The sequence below is a fragment of the Paenibacillus sp. V4I9 genome (assembly GCF_030817295.1).
Taxonomy (GTDB): domain Bacteria; phylum Bacillota; class Bacilli; order Paenibacillales; family NBRC-103111; genus Paenibacillus_E.
In genome coordinates, this window is the sequence record NZ_JAUSZE010000001.1 from 7,555,659 (window position 1) to 7,578,478 (window position 22,820).

General features: G+C 46.9%; 19 protein-coding genes and 1 pseudogene. 16 read left to right on the plus strand and 4 right to left on the minus strand.

Annotated features, from left to right (window positions below):
- Positions 1-16: 16 nt before the first annotated feature.
- Positions 17-1,042, minus strand: a complete 1,026-nt coding sequence (locus QFZ81_RS34805) for a class I SAM-dependent methyltransferase (RefSeq protein ID WP_307606401.1) — start codon at positions 1,040-1,042, stop codon at positions 17-19.
- A gap of 410 nt (positions 1,043-1,452) precedes the next feature.
- Between QFZ81_RS34805 and QFZ81_RS34810 the strand changes: the two genes are divergently transcribed.
- The 14 genes and pseudogenes from QFZ81_RS34810 to argH all read left to right on the plus strand — a co-directional run bounded on the left by QFZ81_RS34810 (position 1,453) and on the right by argH (position 17,379).
- Positions 1,453-1,650, plus strand: coding sequence for a cold shock domain-containing protein (locus tag QFZ81_RS34810; RefSeq protein WP_047682118.1), 198 nt, complete (start codon positions 1,453-1,455; stop codon positions 1,648-1,650).
- A gap of 167 nt (positions 1,651-1,817) precedes the next feature.
- Positions 1,818-2,366 (plus strand): ribosome hibernation-promoting factor, HPF/YfiA family, encoded by a 549-nt coding sequence (hpf, locus tag QFZ81_RS34815; protein WP_307436517.1) that lies wholly within the window; start codon positions 1,818-1,820, stop codon positions 2,364-2,366.
- A 249-nt stretch (positions 2,367-2,615) separates the two neighbouring features.
- Positions 2,616-5,135: a preprotein translocase subunit SecA gene (secA, locus tag QFZ81_RS34820; protein WP_307606403.1), complete on the plus strand. Its 2,520-nt coding sequence runs from the start codon at positions 2,616-2,618 to the stop codon at positions 5,133-5,135.
- Positions 5,136-5,201: 66 nt separating this feature from the next.
- Positions 5,202-6,315, plus strand: a protein-coding gene (prfB, locus tag QFZ81_RS34825) for a peptide chain release factor 2 (RefSeq protein ID WP_307606405.1) whose coding sequence is annotated in 2 segments (ribosomal slippage) — positions 5,202-5,273 and positions 5,275-6,315 — 1,113 coding nt in all. Because the reading frame shifts where the segments join, the coding sequence is not laid out codon by codon here.
- Between the two features lie 182 nt (positions 6,316-6,497).
- Positions 6,498-7,316, plus strand: coding sequence for an adenosylmethionine decarboxylase (speD, locus tag QFZ81_RS34830; protein ID WP_307436509.1), 819 nt, complete (start codon positions 6,498-6,500; stop codon positions 7,314-7,316).
- A gap of 2 nt (positions 7,317-7,318) precedes the next feature.
- The gene (locus tag QFZ81_RS34835; protein WP_047682130.1) at positions 7,319-8,212 is read left to right on the plus strand and encodes a YitT family protein; all 894 of its coding nucleotides are present in this window, start codon (positions 7,319-7,321) and stop codon (positions 8,210-8,212) included.
- A gap of 456 nt (positions 8,213-8,668) precedes the next feature.
- The gene (argC, locus tag QFZ81_RS34840) at positions 8,669-9,718 is read left to right on the plus strand and encodes an N-acetyl-gamma-glutamyl-phosphate reductase (protein WP_307436503.1); all 1,050 of its coding nucleotides are present in this window, start codon (positions 8,669-8,671) and stop codon (positions 9,716-9,718) included.
- A gap of 30 nt (positions 9,719-9,748) precedes the next feature.
- Entirely contained in the window at positions 9,749-10,975 is a 1,227-nt protein-coding gene (gene argJ, locus QFZ81_RS34845; protein ID WP_307606407.1) for a bifunctional glutamate N-acetyltransferase/amino-acid acetyltransferase ArgJ, read from the plus strand.
- A gap of 80 nt (positions 10,976-11,055) precedes the next feature.
- Entirely contained in the window at positions 11,056-11,826 is a 771-nt protein-coding gene (gene argB, locus QFZ81_RS34850; protein ID WP_307449236.1) for an acetylglutamate kinase, read from the plus strand.
- Positions 11,827-12,045: 219 nt separating this feature from the next.
- The gene (locus tag QFZ81_RS34855; RefSeq protein WP_307606409.1) at positions 12,046-12,321 is read left to right on the plus strand and encodes a hypothetical protein; all 276 of its coding nucleotides are present in this window, start codon (positions 12,046-12,048) and stop codon (positions 12,319-12,321) included.
- A 27-nt stretch (positions 12,322-12,348) separates the two neighbouring features.
- Complete coding sequence (locus QFZ81_RS34860; RefSeq protein ID WP_307436496.1) at positions 12,349-13,545, plus strand: acetylornithine transaminase; 1,197 nt, start codon at positions 12,349-12,351, stop codon at positions 13,543-13,545.
- A 30-nt stretch (positions 13,546-13,575) separates the two neighbouring features.
- On the plus strand, positions 13,576-14,535 hold the full coding sequence (gene argF, locus QFZ81_RS34865; protein ID WP_307436493.1) for an ornithine carbamoyltransferase: 960 nt from the start codon (positions 13,576-13,578) through the stop codon (positions 14,533-14,535).
- Positions 14,536-14,574: 39 nt separating this feature from the next.
- Positions 14,575-15,813: an argininosuccinate synthase gene (locus QFZ81_RS34870; protein ID WP_307436491.1), complete on the plus strand. Its 1,239-nt coding sequence runs from the start codon at positions 14,575-14,577 to the stop codon at positions 15,811-15,813.
- A 149-nt stretch (positions 15,814-15,962) separates the two neighbouring features.
- Positions 15,963-17,379 (plus strand): annotated as a pseudogene (gene argH, locus QFZ81_RS34875) (argininosuccinate lyase).
- Positions 17,380-17,435: 56 nt separating this feature from the next.
- Here the strand turns inward: argH and QFZ81_RS34880 are convergent.
- From QFZ81_RS34880 to QFZ81_RS34890, 3 genes are all read right to left on the minus strand, one after another.
- Positions 17,436-18,323, minus strand: coding sequence for a DUF4097 family beta strand repeat-containing protein (locus QFZ81_RS34880; RefSeq protein ID WP_307436486.1), 888 nt, complete (start codon positions 18,321-18,323; stop codon positions 17,436-17,438).
- A gap of 3 nt (positions 18,324-18,326) precedes the next feature.
- On the minus strand, positions 18,327-19,037 hold the full coding sequence (locus QFZ81_RS34885) for an HAAS signaling domain-containing protein (protein WP_307436482.1): 711 nt from the start codon (positions 19,035-19,037) through the stop codon (positions 18,327-18,329).
- Positions 19,038-19,155: 118 nt separating this feature from the next.
- On the minus strand, positions 19,156-20,598 hold the full coding sequence (locus tag QFZ81_RS34890) for a VanW family protein (protein WP_307606412.1): 1,443 nt from the start codon (positions 20,596-20,598) through the stop codon (positions 19,156-19,158).
- Positions 20,599-20,953: 355 nt separating this feature from the next.
- Between QFZ81_RS34890 and ftsE the strand changes: the two genes are divergently transcribed.
- Both ftsE and ftsX read left to right on the plus strand, forming a co-directional pair.
- Entirely contained in the window at positions 20,954-21,640 is a 687-nt protein-coding gene (ftsE, locus tag QFZ81_RS34895; RefSeq protein ID WP_047682153.1) for a cell division ATP-binding protein FtsE, read from the plus strand.
- Entirely contained in the window at positions 21,630-22,547 is a 918-nt protein-coding gene (ftsX, locus tag QFZ81_RS34900) for a permease-like cell division protein FtsX (RefSeq protein ID WP_307436470.1), read from the plus strand. The genes ftsE and ftsX overlap by 11 nt, the downstream gene beginning before the upstream one ends.
- The last annotated feature ends 273 nt before the right edge of the window (positions 22,548-22,820 follow it).

Genomic DNA, 22,820 nt, shown 5'->3' on the forward strand with positions numbered 1-22,820 from the left:
ACTGAACTGATTGCTTTTATTTTTTAATAGCGGTTACCTCCATAGACCCGTTATAGTGGCCTGAAACATTGTAATCCACTACCTCAAAGCCCAAAATATCCAACCATTTTTTGAGAGAACGGAAGGAAAAGTAATTTAAATGTTCAACAATTCTCCACATAGGGTCAGTATCTTTTTTTACCATGGAAAACGCACTTTCGAAATTGGGTGTGGAAATCCAAAGGACACCTTTGTCATTAAGAAGCGAATGTGCTTTACGTAAAGCTTGAATAGGATCAAACATGTGCTCTATAACATCGCCCATAATCAACACGTCGAATCTTTCCGAGGTTTCGAATTCAAGAAAATCTACCGTGTAGACGGGAATATCAAGCATATTGGAAACAGCTTCTGCATAGGGAGGGCGTATATCTATTCCTGTAACGTTAAACAAGAATTCTTTTGCGACCGCTGACAATTCACCTGCACCTACACCAACCTCAAGTAAACGGTCTCCTGGAGCTATAAAGGTGAGCTGCCCCATCATTCGACTAATGGTTGGGAAGAAAGTTGTTTTTGGACTTAAGTTGAATTCAAAAGCACTATTGGTTAAAAGTTCGCCTAGGTTTACTGGATAGTTAAATGCGAAAAGGTGATGACATGAATCACAGCACATCCAGAGGCGGATAGGGTGAAAACCTGGAATGAAATCAATTGAAGTCATATTATTGTAAGAGGCGTATGGATGGCCTTTTTCTCCACACAGAGGACAATTTTCATTATGAATTTCCTGTGGTTCCGTGTAATTGTATGTGTATGCAGGATGATCTTCTTTTACAAGTATTTGACTTAGCCGAGGATTTTTTTCAAAAGCTGTTCGGAAGTATTGAAAGGAAGAGATAGGGTCCCGAAGTCGGTTATATATCTCTCCTATCCGATAGCAAGATATGGCAGAGAGTTGCTGATTGTTATCGATAATTTCAAGATATAATGTCAATGCTTGCTCATCCCTAGTTCTTAGTAAACTTTCAGCCTCTTTAAAAAAGGAAACCCAATCTGTCATAGTATTCTCCTTAAGTATGTTGTTCTCTCTTACGTATTATTGATAGTTCAAATATACAGGTATTTATTTATTATCGGCAATCAAATTAGTCAACATAATAGCTGAAGTCTAATACCAGTTGTTTCCTACTTATAGAGTTGCTTGAGGTCATTACAAAACATAATTGTAGCTTGAACCTGTGGATAATGTGCACAACTCTGTGCATAACTTTGTTGATAAAATGTAAAGAAGCCCGATACGACAAGTTTTTACAAATTCTGCACTTATCCACGGCTTGTATATACCCGAATTTTCAAAATATTTCATCAAATGGTAAGTTAGAAATTGACAGGTCAAGCGGGCTGGTGATATAGTCGAAAAGTAAGGGCTTACATTTTAATATTTTTTATAACGAAAGGAATGTGTACGTTATGCAAGGTAAAGTAAAATGGTTTAATGCAGAAAAAGGTTATGGCTTCATTGAGCGTGAAGATGGTGGGGATGTATTCGTGCATTTCTCAGCGATTCAATCAGAAGGCTTCAAAACGTTAGATGAAGGTCAGGCTGTAGAGTTTGACATCGTAGAAGGTGCACGTGGACCGCAAGCCGCTAATGTAAGCAGAATATAAGCTTCCGGCACATTTGTGCCGCTTGAATACATCTATGAACTAACTAGCACCCTGGGGCATGACTCTGGGGTGTTTTTTTGCGTAAATAGTATGATCGGAATTTAAAGGAATTATGAAGATGGGGGTTGAATGTAGTATAATGTAAGAAGGAAGGGAGATGTTTAACTATGATGATTAGCATTCGCGGAGAACACCTTGAAGTAACTGAAGCCCTCAGGGACTATGTCGACAAGAAATTGAACAGACTAGAGAGGTATTTTGAAGCTCCCCTTACATCTGATGTACAAGTAAAACTAAGTGTGGTTAAAGGTTTACAAGCGATTGAGGTAGGTATTCCCCTAACAGGCGTGCTGCTGAGAGCTGAAGAACGCAACAATGATATGTACGCTTCGATCGATTTGGTCGTAGACAAATTGGAACGCCAGATCCGCAAGCATAAGACGAGAACAAACCGAAAAATTCGCCAAGAGGGCGGCAAACGAGATTTATTTAAGGTTGAAACATCGCCTGTCACTTATTTGGACGAGGAAGATGACTTTGAACTGGTACGCAACAAACGCTTCGATTTGAAGCCGATGGATGTGGAAGAAGCGATTCTACAAATGAACATGGTAGGCCATAATTTCTTCGTTTTTTCGAACATGGATACGGATCAAGTCAATGTAGTTTACAAACGTGATGACGGCAAGTATGGTCTGATCGAGCCGGCTGTTTAATTAAGAAAGCGGAGCAACTCGAGACATCCCTATAACAAAAAAATGAGCTTGATTCGATTCTGTCGAATTAAGCTTTTTCTCATGCATGCTATCGAGACATCGATTCAATACTATAGAAATAAGTAAAAACGTGCTCTTTTCACATGTTGTGGATGGTTTATACAGATATAAGAATGGTCATTTGTTGCGGCAAGACCGTCAAAAGTGGTACAATTTAAGGATACGAATGCAAGGGAAAGGGGTTCACCGATGCTAGGACTAGTGAAGAAAATTTTTGGTGATTCCAATGAACGGGAAATTAAACGGATGTTCAAGGCCGTGGATTATATCAACGACCTTGAAGCTAGCATTAAGCCGCTGTCCGATGAGGAATTGAAAGGCAAGACAATTGAGTTTCGAAACCGCCTGGCAAAAGGCGAAGAACTTGATGATCTTTTACCGGAAGCTTTTGCTGTTGTTAGAGAAGCAGGTTTACGTGTACTAGGTAAACGTCATTACGACGTTCAGCTTATCGGAGGTATGGTGCTTCACGAAGGCCGTATCGCGGAGATGAGAACAGGGGAAGGGAAAACGCTCGTTGGAACACTCCCTGTCTATTTGAATGCTTTGCTTGGCAGAGGCGTACACGTGGTTACGGTCAATGACTATTTGGCTCAACGTGACAGCGCCGAAATGGGTCAGATCTATGAATTCCTCGGTTTGACGGTTGGGGTTAATCTCCATGACCTGTCACATGAGGAAAAGCAAGCGGCTTACGCTTGTGATATTACGTATGGTACGAATAACGAATACGGTTTTGACTACTTGCGTGATAACATGGTTCTTTACAAAGAGCAGATGGTTCAGCGCCCGCTTTATTTTGCGGTTATCGATGAAGTTGACTCCATTTTGGTCGATGAGGCGAGAACGCCGTTAATTATTTCGGGACAAGCTGCTAAATCGACAGACTTGTACTATGCGGCTGACCGTTTTGTGGCTAAGTTGAAAGAAGAAGAGGATTACACGATTGATATTAAGGTGCGTTCCGTGGCTCTTACTGAAGAAGGGGTAGCTAAAGCGGAGCGGGCATTCGGCATTGAGAACTTATTCGATCATCAGAATGTGAATATCAACCATCACGTGACTCAAGGGCTCAAGGCTCGTTTTATTATGAAACGCGATGTGGATTATGTGGTACAAGAAGACGAAGTCATGATTGTCGATGAATTCACGGGCCGTATTATGACAGGCCGTCGTTATAGTGATGGGCTGCACCAAGCCATTGAGGCCAAAGAGCAGCTGCAAGTTCAGAATGAGAGCATGACGCTGGCGACCATTACATTCCAGAACTATTTCCGGATGTACCGCAAACTAGCAGGTATGACAGGTACTGCGAAGACGGAAGAGGAAGAGCTCAAGAAAATTTATGGTCTTGAAGTTATCATTGTTCCGACAAACCGTCCGATGATCCGTAAGGATATGCCGGATGTTGTTTACAAGTCAGAGATGGGTAAATTCAGAGCGGTTGTTGAGCAAATCGTAGAGCGTCATAAGCTGAACCAACCGGTACTTGTAGGAACGGTATCTATTGAGAACTCCGAGAAACTTTCGGAAATGCTTAAGAAAAAAGGCGTTCAGCACAAAGTACTCAATGCGAAGTATCATGCAGAAGAAGCTGAAATCGTAGCACGCGCAGGTCAACCAGGCTCTGTAACGATTGCAACGAACATGGCAGGCCGCGGTACGGACATTGTGCTCGGTGAGGGCGTACATGATGCAGGCGGACTGCATATCATAGGTACAGAACGTCATGAAAGCAGACGGATCGATAATCAGCTGCGTGGACGCGCAGGCCGTCAAGGTGACCCTGGTTCTTCACAGTTCTACCTCTCCCTTGAGGACGAATTGATGAAACGTTTCGGCGCTGACAATATCATGGCGATGATGGACCGTCTCGGAATGGAAGAAGATCAACCAATCGAAAGCAAATTGATCTCGCGTGCAGTGGAATCGGCCCAAAAACGCGTTGAGGGTAACAACTTCGACGTTCGTAAAGTCGTTCTTCAGTATGACGATGTAATGAATCAACAACGGGAAATTATATATAAACAGCGCCGTGAGCTGCTGGAATCCGAAAATATTCGTGAAGTTGTCGAGGGTATGATCAACGCTGTTATCGAACGCATCGTGAAAGCACACTGTCCGGAGGAACAAATTCCGGAGGAGTGGGAGCTTCAGGAAGTGGCTAACTTCGTGAACAACAACTTCTTAACTGAAGAAGGCCAGATTACGGATCAAAATATTTGGGGCAAAGAACAAGAAGAGATTATTGACTACATCAAAGATCTCGTTAGCAAGCGTTATGATGAGCGTGAGGCGGAGATCGGTGAAGAATTCATGCGTGAATTCGAAAAGGTCGTTGCTCTTCGTGCGGTAGATAGTAAATGGATGGATCACATCGATGCGATGGATCAGCTGCGCCAAGGTATTCATCTTCGTGCTTACGGCGGAACGGATCCGCTTCGTGAGTATCAATTCGAAGGCTTTGAAATGTTCCAAGAGATGATTGACAATATCCGCGAAGAAGTCGCGATGTACATCATGAAGGCTCACGTACAAAGCAACCTGGAGCGTCAAGCGGTAGCCGAAGGTCAAGCGGTGGATATGAAGAACGAAGCTGGCGGGAAGAAACCGCTCGTGCGCGGCGATGAGCAGCGTATTGGACGCAATGACCCATGCCCATGCGGCAGCGGGAAGAAGTTCAAACAGTGCCACGGACAAGGCAGCTAAAGCTATTTAGTTTGCTACTTATATCCGTATAAAACTAGGCACAAGAGAATAAAAGAGGTGTACAACATGCTGGAACCAGAAGTAAAACAGGATTTAAGAGAGACAGCAAAGCGACTAACCGAATTACGGGGGTCTCTTTGACTTAGATCATAAGCTTGAAGCGATCGGGGATTTTGAGGAAAAAATGGGGGCGCCGGACTTCTGGGACGATAATGATCGTGCCCAGAAGACCATCGCGGATCTCAACGCCATCAAAAGTGTCGTCGATCAGTTCCAAGGCTTCTCGAACGAGTTCGACGACCTGCAGGTCATGGTCGAGCTCGAGGAAGAGGAGAGCGATGCCGGTCTAGCGAAGGACATTGAAACAGGCATCGCAGCGTTAATGAAGAAGCTCGAATCCTTCGAACTTGGCTTGCTTCTCAATCAGCCGTATGACCGGCTGAATGCGATCCTGGAGCTGCATCCCGGTGCGGGCGGCACCGAGTCGCAGGACTGGGCGGAGATGCTGCTGCGCATGTATCGCCGCTGGGCGGAGAAGCGGGGCTACAAAGTCGAGGTGCTCGACTATTTGCCGGGCGACGAAGCCGGCGTGAAGAGTGTCACGCTGCAGATCACAGGCTTCAATGCCTACGGCTATTTGAAGGCAGAGAAGGGCGTGCATCGGCTCGTCCGGATCTCGCCGTTCGACGCCTCCGGTCGTCGTCACACCTCGTTTGCGTCGTGTGACGTCATGCCGGAGATCGAGGACGACACGGACGTGGGAGAGATCCGCTCCGAGGATCTCAAAATCGATACGTACCGCGCGAGCGGCGCTGGCGGTCAACACATCAACACCACGGATTCGGCTGTGCGGATTACGCACATACCAACGGGTGTCGTGGTGAGCTGTCAGCAAGAACGCTCGCAGATTAAGAACCGCGAGAAAGCGATGAAAATGCTGCGCTCCAAGCTCTACGAGCGGAAGATCGAAGAGCAGCTGAAGCATCTCGCAGAGATTCGCGGCGAGCAGTCTGACATTGCCTGGGGCAGTCAGATTCGCTCTTATGTCTTTCATCCTTATAGCATGGTCAAAGATCATAGGACTTCGACGGAGACAGGTAATGTAGGCGCGGTCATGGACGGAGATCTCGATCCGTTCATTGATGCGTATTTGCGTCATCAGATTCGGAAGCCGGAATAGAACTTGTGCACAGGAAGTTGTGTGCGGGAAGATATAGATGAACCGAACCAATACCAAACGCATATATGGAGCAATAGACGTTTATCCTACATCTGAAAGGTGTAGGATTTTTTCAAGTTTAATGTCATTCAGGGTTTGGGTAAGGAAATAGTAGGGATGAACAACAAGGAGGAAGAAGAAACATGACACTTACAACGGAGCAGCGCATTACGCTGCACGGCTTTAACAACCTTACGAAATCATTGAGCTTCAATATGTATGATATCTGCTACACCAGAACCAAAGAAGAGCGCGAAGCCTACATAGAATATATTGACGAACAGTACAATGCAGCCCGGCTAACCAAAATTCTCAAAGCGGTAGCTGATATCATCGGTGCTCATGTACTCAATGTGGCCAAGCAGGATTATGATCCGCAAGGGGCAAGTGTAACGATGTTGGTTTCTGAAGGTCCTGTGGAGGGCGCTCCTGAAGCTTCATTTGAGGAATCCCCTGGGCCCCTGCCGGAGACGGTGCTTATGCACCTGAACACCAGCCATATCACTGTTCATACCTATCCAGAATATCACCCTGATGAAGGGATCAGCACGTTTAGGGCGGACATTGATGTATCCACATGCGGGGAAATTTCGCCGCTAAAGGCACTGAATTACTTAATCCATTCCTTTGATACGGATATTATGACGATGGACTATCGGGTTCGAGGCTTCACACGGGATATAAACGGGCATAAGCTGTTTATTGATCATGATATTAGTTCGATTCAGAACTACATTCCTGAGGAAATCAAAAGCTTGTATGACATGATCGATGTGAACGTTTATCAGGAAAATATTTTTCATACAAAATGTAAGCTGAAGAAATTTGATTTAAACAATTATTTGTTCGGTTATACGAAAGACAAGCTGAGCGAAGCGGAGCAGAAGGACATTACAGAAAGTGTAAAGTGGGAAATGGACGAAATATTTTACGGTAAAAATATGAGTGCACCTCTGTTGTAGGAATGGTACCGAGAGGAGGGCCGTTCGTGCCCAGAAAAGAACCGCGAATACGGATAGGAAGTCCAGCGCATACCGTATTTGAGTATATATTGATGCTGATCGGCTCGCTGATTATGGCGGCTAGTTTTAACTGTTTTTTGAACCCGAATCAAATTGCAACGGGTGGGGTTTCAGGTATTTCTACGATTGTTCAACATTTGACGGGTCTGAACCCGGCGATTACGCAGTGGGCCCTGAATATCCCGATTTTCTTGTTAGCCCTATGGCTGCTAGGCGGACAATTCGGGGTTAAGGCGGCAGTCGGGTCGGTTATATTTCCACTTTGCGTACTCGTAACAAGCCATTTAGGGGTGCCAACGCAAAATCCCTTGCTCGCGTCAGTCTATGGAGGCATTGGTGTTGGACTTGGACTCGGTATCGTCTTCCGAGGACGTGGTTCCACAGGGGGACTTGGGCTGGCCGCACAAATGCTGCATAAATACACAGGCTTAAGTTTAGGCTTCTCGGTAGCGATTTTTGATGGTCTGGTCATTCTAAGCTCCGCACTTGTTTTCACGCCAGAGAATGCGCTGTACGGTTTAATTGGGTTATTTGTCACCACGAAAACGATCGATATCGTTCAACTCGGCTTCAACTATGCCAAAGTGGCCTTCATTATTTCCGATCATACAGAAGCGATACGCAAGGCGATTTTATATGATTTGGACCGTGGACTTACGGAGCTTAATGGATCTGGAGGATTTACAGGTGAATCGCGAACGGTCTTGATGGTCGTTGTAAAACAAAATGAAGTAAGTCGATTGAAAACGCTAGTCCAGTCTGTGGACCCGCAAGCTTTTGTCATTTTGAGTGAAACGAATGAGGTACTAGGGGAAGGTTTCAAACGACATGCATAGCGAATGGCTTTGAGATAGATTGGCGCACTTAGGTGCGTCTTTTTGTGCATAACTTTGTTGTGGAAACAGCCAGCTGTGGATAAAGTGTGCATAATCTGTGGATAACTATACTACTTACCCACACTTCTTAAATAATAAGAAATAATCACATACAGGATTTGCCTGTTTGGCGTATAATTTGGGATAATTGATTTGACACTCAGATGGGTATCGAGGAGAAAGAATTGTTTTTATACACATGTTACGTTTAATTGATGCATATTATGTATACTTCTTGTCGGAAGGCAGGAGGCCAAAGATTAAAAGGTTTGTCGATTTTAATGTAAAAAAGCCTTGAAATGCCTTGCGTAGGCACAATTCAATTGTCAAAATCCGCATAAAAAAATTCATTGAATTATTATGTATACGACTGTATAATAATACATATATTTTCGGAACATCGGGAGGGAATTTCGAATGAGTCATGGAGTTAGGGCGGCTATTATTGGAGCCACGGGTTATGGTGGTGCGGAGTTGATTCGTCTATTGCAGGCGCATCCTTTGGTACAGATCACTTCGGTCATCTCGACCTCTAATGCAGGAGCGCCGCTTGCGGAGCATTTTCCACACTTGCAGGAAGTGGTTGTGGATATTCTAGATGTGCTTGATGTTGACTTGATTGCAGGCAAAGCAGACGTTGTGTTCTTGGCGACACCTGCTGGTGTGAGTGCAGAACTTTCGCCAAAGCTTCTGGCAGCTGGCCTGAAGGTCATTGATATTTCTGGGGATTTAAGATTGAAATCTGGTGCTGACTATGAAAAATGGTATAAAAAGCCGGCAGCTTCCGAGGAAACATTGGCTCAATCGATTTATGGTTTGTCTGAGGTGTTCGGGGATGAAGTGAAGGGCAGTGATTTAATCGCTAACCCAGGCTGCTATCCGACAGCGACGCTGCTTGGTCTGATTCCTGCAGTCAAAGCGGGTTGGATCGATCCATCTACGATTATTATTGATGCCAAATCCGGCGTGTCCGGCGCGGGGCGCGGCGTTAATCTGGGCGTGCACTACGCGGAAGTGAATGAGAATTTAACAGCCTATAAAGTGAATAAGCATCAGCATATTCCGGAAATCGAGCAGGCGCTCAGTCGTGTTGCAGGTAAACCAGTTGTTACGACGTTCACGACACATCTTGTGCCTATGACTCGCGGAATTATGTCTACCATGTATGCAACTATACAAGGTGAACATACTGCCGAGGAATTCATCGAATTGTACCGCCAGTATTATGAAGGTCGGAGATTTGTACGGATTCGCCAAAATGGTAAGCTCCCTTCTACGAAGGAAGTGTTCGGCTCGAACTACTGCGACATCGGCTTTGCGGTGGATGAGCGCACGGGGCGTGTGACCATCGTTTCAGTCATCGACAACGTGGTTAAAGGCGCTGCAGGTCAGGCCATTCAGAATTTGAATATGATGCAAGGCTGGGACGAAACGACAGGGCTGTTGTTCGCACCGGTGTATCCATAACGAGAAGATGAGGACAGGTGAAGGACGAACATGCTAGATCTAGTGAGCTTTACTGTCGTGCCAGAGGGCACAGTAACGACGCCGAAAGGCTTTCGTGCAGGTGGTCTGCACTGTGGATTGAAGAAGACGGAGCGCTATGATCTAGGCGCAATCGTCTGTGATGTTCCGGCGGCAGCGGCGGGCGTGTACACGCTGAACGCGTTCCAAGCGGCACCGCTGCGCGTGACGCAGGAGAGCATCGCCCAAGGCGGCAAGCTGCAGGCGATGATCGTCAACAGCGGCAACGCGAATGCGTGTACCGGCCAGCAAGGCGAGGACGACGCATACGCGATGCGCGCTGCTAGTGCGAAGGCGCTAGGCGTGGCGGAGCACCACGTCGGTGTGACGAGCACGGGCGTCATCGGCGAGTTACTGCCGATGGGTAAAGTACTGAGCGGCATCGAGCAGCTGCCGCTTAAAGTGAAGGCAGAAGGTGGAAACGACTTCTGCCAATCGATCCTGACCACGGACCTCACGCAGAAGATGACGTGTGTCCGTGTTGTCGTTGGCGGCAAGGAGGTTCATATTGCCGGGGCAGCGAAGGGTTCGGGGATGATTCACCCGAACATGGCGACGATGCTCGGTTTCATGACAACCGACGCGCCGATTGAGAGCGAATACCTGCAGCTGCTGCTGAGCAGGATCACGGATACTACATTCAACATGATCACTGTTGACGGGGATACTAGCACCAACGACATGGTCGTGGCGATGGCAAGTGGGTTGGCCGGCGGCGAAGCTTTGAATCCGGAGCATCCGGATTGGGAAGCGTTCGCGGCAGGGTTCCAGTACGTTGGCGAGTACCTCGCCAAGGCGATTGCGCGCGACGGCGAGGGCGCAACGAAGCTGATCGAGACGACAGTGGTCGGCGCAGAGAGCGACGATGCGGCACGCAAGATCGTGAAGTCGATCATTGGCTCTAGCTTGGTCAAATCCGCTGTTTATGGAGCGGACGCGAACTGGGGTCGGATCATTGCGGCTGTCGGTTACTCGGGACAGCCGGTGAACGTGAACACTGTCGATATTCGCCTAGGCGATATCGCAGTGTTAGAGCAGTCGCGGCCGGTGAAGTTCGACGAGGAAGCGGCGCTTGCTTATTTGAAAACAGATACGATTCAAATTCATGTGAATTTACATATGGGCGCTGGCAAGGCAACGGGCTGGGGCTGCGATTTAACATATGATTATGTGCGGATCAATGCGGCTTATCGGACTTAGGGTTGGTTAAGTTTTTACACTAGGATCGCACATAAGGAAGCAAAGGGGACCAAAAGCTTGTGAAGAACAATTGCTTTGTGATGAAATGCGGCGGCAGCACGCTGGCGGCTTTGCCGATTAGTTTCTTTGAAGATATGCGTCAGCTTCAGGATGAGGGTATTGTAACTGTCATCGTTCATGGCGGCGGTCCTGCCATTTCGGAGACGCTCGGGAAGCTGGGGATAGAGTCTGGTTTCGTGAATGGTCTGCGGGTAACGAATGAAGATGTGCTCGACGTTGTGGAGATGGTGCTTTCCGGCCAGATCAACAAAGAGATCGTACGCCGAATTCAGTTAACAGGCGCAATGGCACTTGGATTGTCCGGTGTGGATGGACATTTGATTGAAGCGAAGCCGGTGGCGAATAGCCATGAGGTTGGTCTTGTTGGTGATGTCACGAAAGTGAATTCTGAACTGATTCAAGGTATCGTAAGCATGGGTTACATCCCGGTGATCGCACCCGTTGGACTTGGCGCTGATGGCGGCCAACGTTACAACATTAATGCGGATACGGCGGCAGGAGCTGTTGCTTCTCACCTTGGTGTGGAGCAGATGGTTGTAGTGACGGACGTTCCCGGCATTATGAAAACAGTGGATGGCGAGAAGCGGGTGCTTCCTGTTGTCAGCGTAGCAGAGATTGAAGAGATGATCGCGAGCGGTGACATCTACGGGGGTATGATTCCGAAGGTTCGCGCAGCGATTGCTTGCATACAAGGCAGGGTCCAAGAAGTTGTCATCGTGAACGGTTCTGAGCCGAATGTACTGAGCAAAGTGCTGAAAGGCACGGGTATTGGCACGAGGATTGTGCGCTAACAAGCACACTGAGTAACCGAATGGAATGATCTTTTAGGAATACATCCACCAATTTGAGTTACAGATACCAATGTTTTTTAGACCGATACGAGCTTGAAAATACCGCCATAACGATGTTTTTCATCCTAATACAGGACTCCGGGGCGAGTTTAACGGTGTTTTTCATCTTTAAATAGGGCTCTAATGTAGGTTACAGGTTCTTGAACGGAGGTATCGGTCATGCAGCGGATTACGTTTATGTTTAAACAATTCCTAAGAGAGCCTCTATGGTTTAAAATACTTATTTCGATAACCTTGCTAATTGCACTCATTTTTAGCAATTCTTACTTCTCGAATGATCCGGCTTACCAAGGCTTCTCCAAATTAGCGGCAGCCATTTTTTTCGTCGCATACGGGATGAAAATGAGAAGGAATCGAACAACGGCTATCATTTTATTTGCAGCTGCCGCAATATGTCTTTATCTAGCTTGGCATAAGTTCGAACTCATGGGTTGAACCACAAACTTTAAGGAGGGAATGTACATGACTGAAACAGGTAAAAGCTCGCTATTTCCAACCTACGCAAGATATCCAATCACGCTAGTGAAGGGGGAAGGCAGCCGTCTATGGGATGATACAGGTAAGGAATACATCGATTTGATGAGCGGGATCGCGGTAACGAACCTCGGGCACGCGCCTCAAGCGGTGAAGGAGAAGTTGATTGAACAGCTCGATCAATTATGGCATGTGAGCAATCTTTTCCATATTCCGAATCAGGAGAAGCTGGCTACTCTACTCACAGATAATAGCTGTGCAGACGCGGTATTCTTCTGTTCCACTGGTGCGGAAGCGAATGAGGCTGCGATTAAGCTGGCACGTCGCTATAACCAAAAGGTTTTGAACAATGGTCGGTACGAGATTATCACGTTCAACATGTCGTTCCACGGACGCACGCTGGCGACATTGACCGCTACAGGGCAGGATAAAGTGAAGGAAGGCTTCCATCCGCTTCCTGGCGGCTTCGTCTATGCGCCTTATAACGATTTCGAGGCTGTTCGCAGTCTTGTCAATGAGCATACATGTGCCATCATGCTGGAGATGGTGCAAGGAGAAGGCGGCGTACTGCCGGCTGATCCGGAGTTCGTGAAACAAATTGCAGAGCTGTGCAAGCAAGAGAATCTGCTTTTGATCGTGGATGAAATCCAGACGGGCGTGGGACGTACAGGTAAGCTTTTTGCCTATGAGCATTATGGGGTGGAGCCGGATATCTTCACGTTGGCCAAAGGCCTTGGTGGAGGGTTTCCGATCGGTGCTATGTTAGGCAAGGCGTTCTTGGCTGAAGCATTCAGCGCTGGAAGCCACGGGTCAACCTTTGGTGGAACGCCGATAGCTACGGCTGCAGGATATGCGGCTGTGGACACGATTGTCACGAATAAACTGCCAGAGCGCGCTGCGCAATTAGGCGAATACACAGTGAAGAAGCTGGAGAGCAAGCTTGCAGGCAATCCGCTTATCAGCAATATTCGCGGCATTGGTCTCCTCATCGGGATCGAATGTACACAACCAGCAGGTGAAATCATTAGTGAAATTCATAAGCAAGGTGTACTCGTAATTCCGGCAGGGCCGAACGTTATTCGTCTTGTACCTGCTTTGACCATACCGCAAGAAGATTTAGATCAAGCCCTAGATGTGGTGTGCAGTGTCCTCTCCCAGAAGGCATCAACCATCAGCAGCGTCTAGTAAAAGTTCCGTTTAGAGAGGTTGGATAACATGAATATGGCTGTAAAGGAAGAACTGGCTGCCCAGTTGAAGGGCAAGGATTTTCTTGCTTTAGTTGATTATACATCAGAAGAAATTGAATATTTGATTCACTATGCGATTGAGCTTAAACGTAAACAAAAAGCTAGAGAGCCGCATGCTGTGTTGGCTGGTAAGACGCTTGGAATGATTTTTGAGAAATCCTCGACGCGTACGCGTGTTTCCTTTGAAGTAGGAATGTACCAACTAGGGGGTCAGGCTCTTTTCCTCAGCAAAAATGATTTGCAGCTTGGACGCGGTGAAACCGTTTGGGATACTGCGCAAACACTGTCCCGTTACCTGGATGGCATCATGATTCGCACGTACGAACACCGCAAAGTGATTGACCTTGCACGTGGATCAACGGTACCGGTCATTAATGGATTGACGGATTATGCCCACCCTTGTCAGGTTATGGCTGATTATCAGACGGTTTTGGAGAAAAAAGGCCGTTTGAAAGGTCTCAAAGTCGCCTACATCGGAGATGGCAACAATATGGTGCATTCCCTCATGATGGGTGCAAGTAAATTAGGGATGAATTTCGCGATTGCATCGCCGGAAGGCTACGATCCCGACAAAGAAGTCATTCAGATTTCTAAAGAGAACGCAGCGCAGACCGGAGGCAGTGTTCTCCTTACTCGCGATCCACGCGAAGCGATTGAAAATGCGGACGTCGTCTATACAGATGTTTGGGCCAGCATGGGCTTTGAGGCGGAGCAGCAGGAGCGGGAGATTGCTTTTAAGAACTTCCAAATCAACGAGGCGCTTGTGAAGCATGCCAAATCAGATTACTTGTTCATGCACTGCTTGCCTGCACACCGCGGGGAAGAAGTGAGCGAGGGCGTTATTGACGGCCCGAATTCCATTATTTTTGACCAAGCAGAGAATCGTCTTCATGCGCAAAAGGCTATTATGGCCGCGACAATGATATAATAATTCGTAGCAGACATAGAAACGGAGAGATTAGTAGACATGGCTAAGGAAAAAATCGTTCTCGCCTATTCCGGCGGATTGGATACATCGGTTATCCTCAAATGGCTTAAGGAGACTTACGACGCGGAAATTATTGCTTTCACAGCGGATATCGGGCAAAAGGATGAGCTGGACGGTCTGGAGGAAAAAGCGCTCCAAACCGGCGCATCCAAGATCTACATCGACGACCTGCGCGAAGAGTTCGCGAAGGATTTCATCAACCCGATGTTCCAAGCGGGTGCTCTGTATGAAGGGCAATACCTGCTCGGCACTTCGATCGCTCGTCCGTTGATCGCGAAGCGCATGGTCGAAATCGCTCGCGCTGAAGGCGCAACGGCGATTGCTCACGGAGCAACCGGCAAAGGGAATGACCAAGTGCGCTTTGAGCTGACAGCAGCGGCGTTGGCGCCTGAGCTGTCCGTGATCGCGCCTTGGCGTCTTGAGCAGTTCCGCGAGGAGTTCCCTGGTCGCGCAGAGATGATCGCATATGCCGAGAAACACGGCATTCCGGTTACTGCATCGGCGGCGAAGCCGTATTCGACGGATCGTAACTTGCTGCACATCTCTTTCGAGAGCGGCATGCTGGAAGATCCTTGGTTCGATGCTGCATCTGACGAGAACAAAGGCATGTACGTCCTGAGCGTAGCTCCAGAAGATGCACCGGATCAAGCAGAGTACATCGAGCTTGAGTTCGACAAAGGTGACTGCGTAGCCATCAATGGCAAGAAGTTGTCCCCTCTGCAAGTCATGGAAACCTTGAATGAAATTGGCGGCAAGCACGGTATTGGCCGTGTCGATATGGTCGAGAACCGTTTCGTCGGCATGAAGAGCCGCGGCGTGTATGAGACTCCGGGCGGTACGATTCTTTTCACAGCTCACCGCAAAATGGAATCCCTCACGATGGACCGCGATGTCATGCACCTTCGTGATTCCCTCATTACGAAATATGCGACATTAGTCTACAACGGCTTCTGGTTCGCACCTGAGCGTTTGGCGATTCAAGCGCTTGTGGGAGAAAGCCAAAAGAACGTAACAGGTACAGTGCGCTTGAAATTGTACAAAGGCAACGTCATGGGCGCTGGTGTGAAAAGTCCAGTATCCTTATACAATCCGGAGATTGCTACAATGGAAGCAGATCCGACGAAAGCATACGACCAAGGCGATGCAACAGGATTCATCCGCTTGAACGCACTTCGTCTGAAAGTATCTTCTGGCGTAGAACAAAACGCAAAGAAGTAATTATATAGCAGCACGGTCCGCTGGCTTTCCCTTCGTGGAAAGCCTTTGGGTTGTCAATAAGGCTGTCCATAAGTCTGTCCAGCAGAGAGACTTTGAGCGCCGCTCAAAGATCCCTATATTAGGTGTTAATACGAGAGGAGCCATGCACGGTGTCTAAGCTTTGGGGTGGACGATTTACGAAGAAAACCGACCAATTGGTCGAAGAATATACCGCATCGATTACATTTGATAAAGAGCTTGCGGAGGAAGATATCGAAGGCAGCCTAGCGCATGTGACGATGCTTGGCAAGTGCGGCATTCTTCCTGCGGATGATGTCGAGAAAATCAAGGATGGATTGTTGGCTGTTCAAGGTATGATTCGCCGTGGCGAGCTGGAGTACACGATTCAGAATGAAGATATTCATATGAATATCGAGAAAACCTTGATCGACTTGATCGGCCCTGTCGGCGGCAAGCTTCATACTGGCCGCAGCCGTAACGATCAAGTAGCAACGGACATGCACCTTTACCTGCGCAAGCGGGTGGTTGAGTTCGTAGCGCCTGCTAATCAAGCTGCAAGAGGCTTTGCTTGAGAAAGCGAAGGATAATCTGGATACGATTATCCCGGGATATACGCATCTGCAGCGTGCGCAGCCGATTCTGTTCGCGCATCACATGATGGCCTACGTCAGCATGTTCCAGCGTGACCTTGAGCGCTTGCAGGACAGCTACAAGCGCGTAGACATGCTGCCGCTCGGCGCTGGCGCGCTCGCCGGCACGACGTTCCCGATCGACCGCCATTTCGTGGCGGAGCAGCTCGGGTTCGGACGCGTGTACGAGAACTCCCTGGATGCGGTCAGCGACCGCGATTTCATCCTGGAGTTCCTCTCTAACGCGTCCATGATCATGATGCACCTTTCTCGCTTCAGCGAGGAAATGGTGCTCTGGTCTTCGACTGAGTTCGCGTTCATCGAACTCGATGATGCTTTCTGCACCGGCAGCTCGATCATGCCGCAGAAGAAGAACCCGGACGTGGCTGAGCTTGTCCGCGGCAAAACAGGCCGCGTCTACGGCAACTTGTTCGGTCTGATGACCGTGCTCAAGTCGCTGCCGCTGGCTTATAACAAGGACATGCAGGAAGATAAAGAAGGCATGTTTGATACGGTTCGTACCCTGCAGGGTGCGCTTCAATTATTCGCTCCTATGGTCGCTACGATGAAAGTAAACACGGACCGCATGAGACAAGCTGTGAACCAAGATTTCTCGAACGCAACGGATATCGCCGATTACCTTGTGAACAAAGGATTGCCTTTCCGTCAGGCGCATGAAGTGATTGGTAAAACAGTTCTGTACTGCATCCAAAACAACAAATACCTACTCGATATGAGCATCGAAGAGTTCAAAACGTTCTCTACGCTTTTCGAGTCCGATATTTATCAGGTCCTACAGCCTGAGCAAGTGGTTAACGCGCGTAATGTCTACGGCGGAACGGCCAGCAATCAAGTGACAGAGGCGATTGCTCGCGCCGAGCAAGTACTGGCGCAGTCGAACGAGTGGTTGCAAGTATTTTTAGAAAAAAGTAAGTAAACGAATAGCAAAAAGCCTTCAAAACCATCGAATCTGATGGTCTTGAAGGCTTTTTCTCATCTGCCGGTAACCGAGATAAACCCTGTATCTGCTCGTACCGTCACTCTTTTGCTGCCATCACCGATGGTGCCCTTAGCGGAATGATGATCGGTCCGTTGTACATTTAAACCAGGTACTTCCAGATTGACACTGCCCGTGTCGGTTCTCAGATCGAAACTTGCGCTTTTTGGGGCAGGATCGAGCTGAAGACGAATCGTGCCTGTGTCGGATTCAAGCGATACGGAATCTCCGATATCATGCAGTTTAGCCGTGATGCCGCCTGTGTCTGTTTTCATCTTTACATCGCCTTGCCCGTCCTCTACGTTGATACGACCCGTATCTGTTTGAAGGTTTAGCTGCTTCCCTTCATAACGCTCAATGGAAATACCGCCTGTGTCGGTGCTGACTGTAAGCTTGTCGGCTTTTACTTCCTTGAAGTTGATGCCCCCTGTATCCGAAGAAACCGTGATAGCTTTGTACATTTTTTCTGGAAGTGTTACTTCTGTACGTAATCGGAAACTTTGGTTATTGATCAAGGCTTTCAATTCAGTCAAATCGAAACTGAAATTAATTTGTGGTTTCTTCTGCGTACATACGTCAACTCGCCATACATTACTTCCTTCAGTTGCCGCCTCAATGGTGCAGTTTTTAGCAGTAAGCTCTCCAAGTGTTCCTACGAGATGCACTTTAATTTCGTCGGAATTACTAGGGATAAAGGTTACCCCGGAGATGTCATTTTGAATGATTAATGTATCAATATTGGCTGCTGGAATCTTCTTTTCGATATCAATATTCGTGATACCTGCATTCAAATCCAACGCTTTGAAAGAAACAGCTGCTCCAATAAGACCGACCCCAAGGCAGGCAAAGCCGAGCAGTAAGAAAAATTTGACTCCACGTTTCATAGCTTAAGCCCCCTTAATCAATTTGGCATTAAATTGGATGTACATCCAGCTGAGTTTGAAAAATACTTTGAACAACCATGAGCTTAGCGTCGTCAATATTATGCCCAAGCCGAAACAAGCAAGCATAGCGAATCCAATGAAACGCATATCGCTGCCGACCGTTCCCATATAGCTGCCGAGAATGCCGACAATTGGCGAGATGATGAGCGCGAAGCCCGAAACAAATAGCGCAATTAATGTTGCGAGAATACCGAACCAAGGACCAACGACGAATATAAGGTTAAAAAATCCAAGCATAATACTTACGATAATAGCCTTAATACTCGACTCCTGTTTAGCAGGATAGTATGGATTGGGATTCATATAAGGATTGGCGCCCTTTGGATGCGTGTAAGGTGGATAGGGTGTATAGGCTCCAGTTTCTGAAGTTTGTGTAGTCGTCGCTGTCGGTTCGGTTTTGGAAAAAGATTTCTCTACCCGATCGCCAAACGTGCCTTTCGAAGGCTCCTGCTCCTTACTAGGTGTCTCCTTCTGAGCGTCCCAGTTTGGAACTCGCGGATAGCCGAGAGACTGGGCTACATCATCCTCTTGCTTGCCGTTTTCAATTGCTTTCTGAAACAATTCTTCATAAACAGACAATATATTTTGGCGCTCCTTCTCGGGAAGTCCACGCAGTCGATAGTTTAATTCTTTGAAATAATCGATTTTGCTCATCGCCTAGCCTCCTTGTGTGCTATTTCATATTCCTATCATAATAGAAAAAAGTCATAATGACCTAGTAACTACAGTCACATGACCTTTCCTATTCGCAAAAGAGGCAGAAGCCTCTATATTACCGGTTAACCGGTCCTTTCACGCCATCTTCAAGGATGGGCTGCTCTGGCGTGGAGGGATTCATTTCGTCCGACTTGATGTCACCGCGGTTGGCGGCGATGATAGTAGGCACTGGAGAATACTGATCCTTGGAGATTAATTCTTTACTGACGATCGTACCATTTTCTCTTTTGATCCGATACGTCTCTACCTTGTAGCCAACCTTGCCAGTGCTGATAGGGCGTGTAACGCCAGGTTTCAGGCTGGGATTTTGCAAGTATTTAACCGGTGGTTGAATTGTTTCTACAATGTTGGAATTGATGTCATAGGTAATGGAAGGCGACATATGACCGAAAAGCTTCACAGTGACGGCTTGTTCTGTTGTTATGGTTCGTATCAACAGATAGGCATCTGTGTTATTTCGGAATTTGAAATTAATATAGCCGCTGGCGAAAGTTGCATCTTGGCCGAGTGTAACATAGCTAACAGGAAGTGAATGATTGCGCCGTTCAACAATGTCTAGACCACTCCGCAAGACGGCATTGTAAAGCGTTGTAGAAACTTGGCAAATGCCGCCCCCAATGCCTGGCACGAGCTTGCCGTTTAGGATGACTGGTGCTTCCTTATAGCCGAATTTGGCTTCGGTTTGTTCAATAATCTTGCTATAGTCAAACGTCTCTCCCGGCGCCATTAAATAATCCTGAATAGAAGCGGCTGTGGAGCGAATATTGTGAATTCTCCCTTCACCTGATGGGGGGAATGAGGTCGTAAATTCCGAGATTTTGCGATCGATGCCCTGACGCTTCAATGTTTCCATCGTTACCGCGGGGCCCTGCTCGTATAAAGGCAAGGACAGTGTGATAGGAGCGGCATTGTGAATATAGCCAATGGATGGGGCAATTTCTTTCAAGTGTTCAAGCAAATGGGCCGTATCAATTCTCAGCACTTTGCGTTCGGGCTCGAAAGCTAGTAAATCTTCATTGGTAACGATTCGTTTTGCGGCGACCGGCTGAAGGCTATAAAGGTCCTTCCAAGCTTCTTTTATAACGGTGTTTAGCTGAGCTTGATTGACAGTGACCTCGAGCGGTATATCCGCGTGACGTAGGGTCCAGCGAGCTTTTATACGCTCTATCGGAGAGACTCCAAATAGCTGCTCAAGTGAACGAGCTAGGGTTTCCTTTTGATACTGAACACCTAGTTGTCCAAGCGCAAGTTGTTTATTGGGAATATTCGAACGGGAAGATTGCAATTGAACGGGATAGGATGAGAGCAGCTGAAGGCGCTGTTCGTATTCTTGTTGAAATTTATCATAAGGCATTCCTCCAACCCGCCAGCCAGCAACCGTGAAATCTGCAGGGAATGTAGGCTGAGAACCATAGACATATAGAGCTATGCTAAACGCACTTAGCATGCCTACGACGATAGACGTATAGAAGATAACTTTTCTAATTTGGCGTGACATGTACAGCGGCTCCTTTACATACGAATGAGTTACGGGCCTGTACTATCTATATGTATCTTCCTTTCAACCAATTTATTACTAAATCCTTATTCGGCTTAAATGTGTACAAATAATGATATAATGACGGTAATCTACAGGAATTTCAAAGCTATTTTAGAAGGAATTTCAGCTTTTGTGTCGAATGGATAAAAGCTATCTATAACAGCAGAGAGACTTTGTGCTCAGTTCAAAGATCCCGCAGCAGAAAGACTTTGAGCAAGCTCAAAGATCCCACAGCAGAGAGACTTTGCTACGCAAAGATCCCACAGCAGAGAGACTTTGCTACGCAAAGATCCATATATTAGGATGTGATATTGTGATCGAAATGCAGGACGTATGGAAAACGTACTCCAACGGCACTCATGCATTGCGAGGAATTAATGTAAAAGTGGACAGCAACGAGTTCGTCTATGTTGTTGGACCTTCCGGCGCAGGTAAATCTACATTTATGAAGTTGATGTATAGAGAAGAAAGGCCGACCAAGGGGCAAATCTTCGTGAACGGTTTTAATTTGGAAAAGCTGAAACAGCGTAAGATTCCTTACGTGCGTCGTAATATTGGTGTTATTTTCCAGGATTATCGACTGCTTCCCAAGCTTAATATTTTTGAAAATGTGGCTTTCGCTATGGAAGTTATCGAGGCACCTAAGAAGCAGATTAAGAAACGCACAATGGAAGTGCTCGAGCTTGTTAAGTTGAAGGATAAAGCGAATTCGCTGCCCTCTCAGCTTTCTGGAGGCGAGCAGCAGCGGGTAGCGATTGCCCGGGCAATAATTAACAACCCAGCTGTCATTATCGCCGATGAACCGACAGGAAATCTCGACCCTGAGACCTCCTGGGGAATCATGAAATTGATGGAGGAAATTAACTTCCGGGGAACCACCATAGTCATGGCTACGCATAACAAGGAAATCGTAAATACGATGCGTAAACGAGTTATTGCGATTGAGCATGGACTCATTGCTCGTGACCAGGTACGGGGGGAATACGGCTATGAAGATTAGTACGGTTTCGCGTCATTTGCGAGAAGGTACGAAGAATGTCGTTCGGAATGGTTGGATGACGTTCGCGTCGATTAGTTCGATTGCTATTTCGTTATTTATTTTAGGCATTTTCGTCCTTATTACACTTAATGTGAATGATATTGCAGGTCAGATTGAGAAACAGGTTGAGATTAATGTGTATCTGGAGGTTAACACTTCACAGGGTCAAATTAATGCGCTCGAATCTCAAATTCAAGCTATTCATGAGGTAAAAACCATCAAGTTTGTTTCGAAAGAAGAGGGCCTTGTTTATTTAAGGCAAAAGCTTGGTGAGAGCGGTAAAGCTTTGTTAGATGGATTTGAAGGGGAAAATAACCCGTTAAACGATGCGTTCACCATCGAAGTCGATGACCCACACAATGTGGCAGTCGTTGCTGATCAAATCAGCGCGCTCAACATCGGCAAAGATCCAAAGCCTATCTACAAGGTGAATTATGGCAAAGGTACAGTTGAAGCCCTATTTAAGGTGACACAAATTGTTCGTTGGGTCGGTATTGGTATCGTTATTTTACTTTCATTTACCGCCGTGTTCCTGATCGCGAATACGATCAAAATTACGATTTTGGCCAGACGCAAAGAAATATCAATTATGAAACTGGTGGGTGCGACGAATTCCTTTATTCGTTGGCCGTTCTTTATAGAAGGTGCTCTACTCGGATTCATCGGCTCTGTTATCCCGACAGCTATTATTCTTGGTGGGTACTGGAAGCTGCTTAACACGAGTTCACTGAACTTGAATCTGCTTATGGTTGAATTAACACCTTTCGGGGAGATTGCTCCTACGATGACGGCTTTGTTGTTAGGTATTGGGATGGTAATAGGCATCTGGGGGTCCCTAATCTCCGTACGCAAATTCCTCAGGGTTTAAGGAGGCTTTTAAAGCCGACTTTGATAACGATGTATTACTGGAAGCTTACTCGGCATCGAATCTTGAACGAAAATGGGGTAGTCCGGTACTCATGTAGCTTGCTACACTCCGTTCCTCCTACTCCCATTTTCGTTCAACCTTCTCGGTTCTGAAAGCCGATTTAAAAGCTTTTATTTTTATTATTTCATTTTCAAAGATTCATAGATTAAGAATTTAAGAGATTCAAAGTATAAAAGATTCAAGAAGTGCCAGGTTTTGATGATGGGGAGGCTA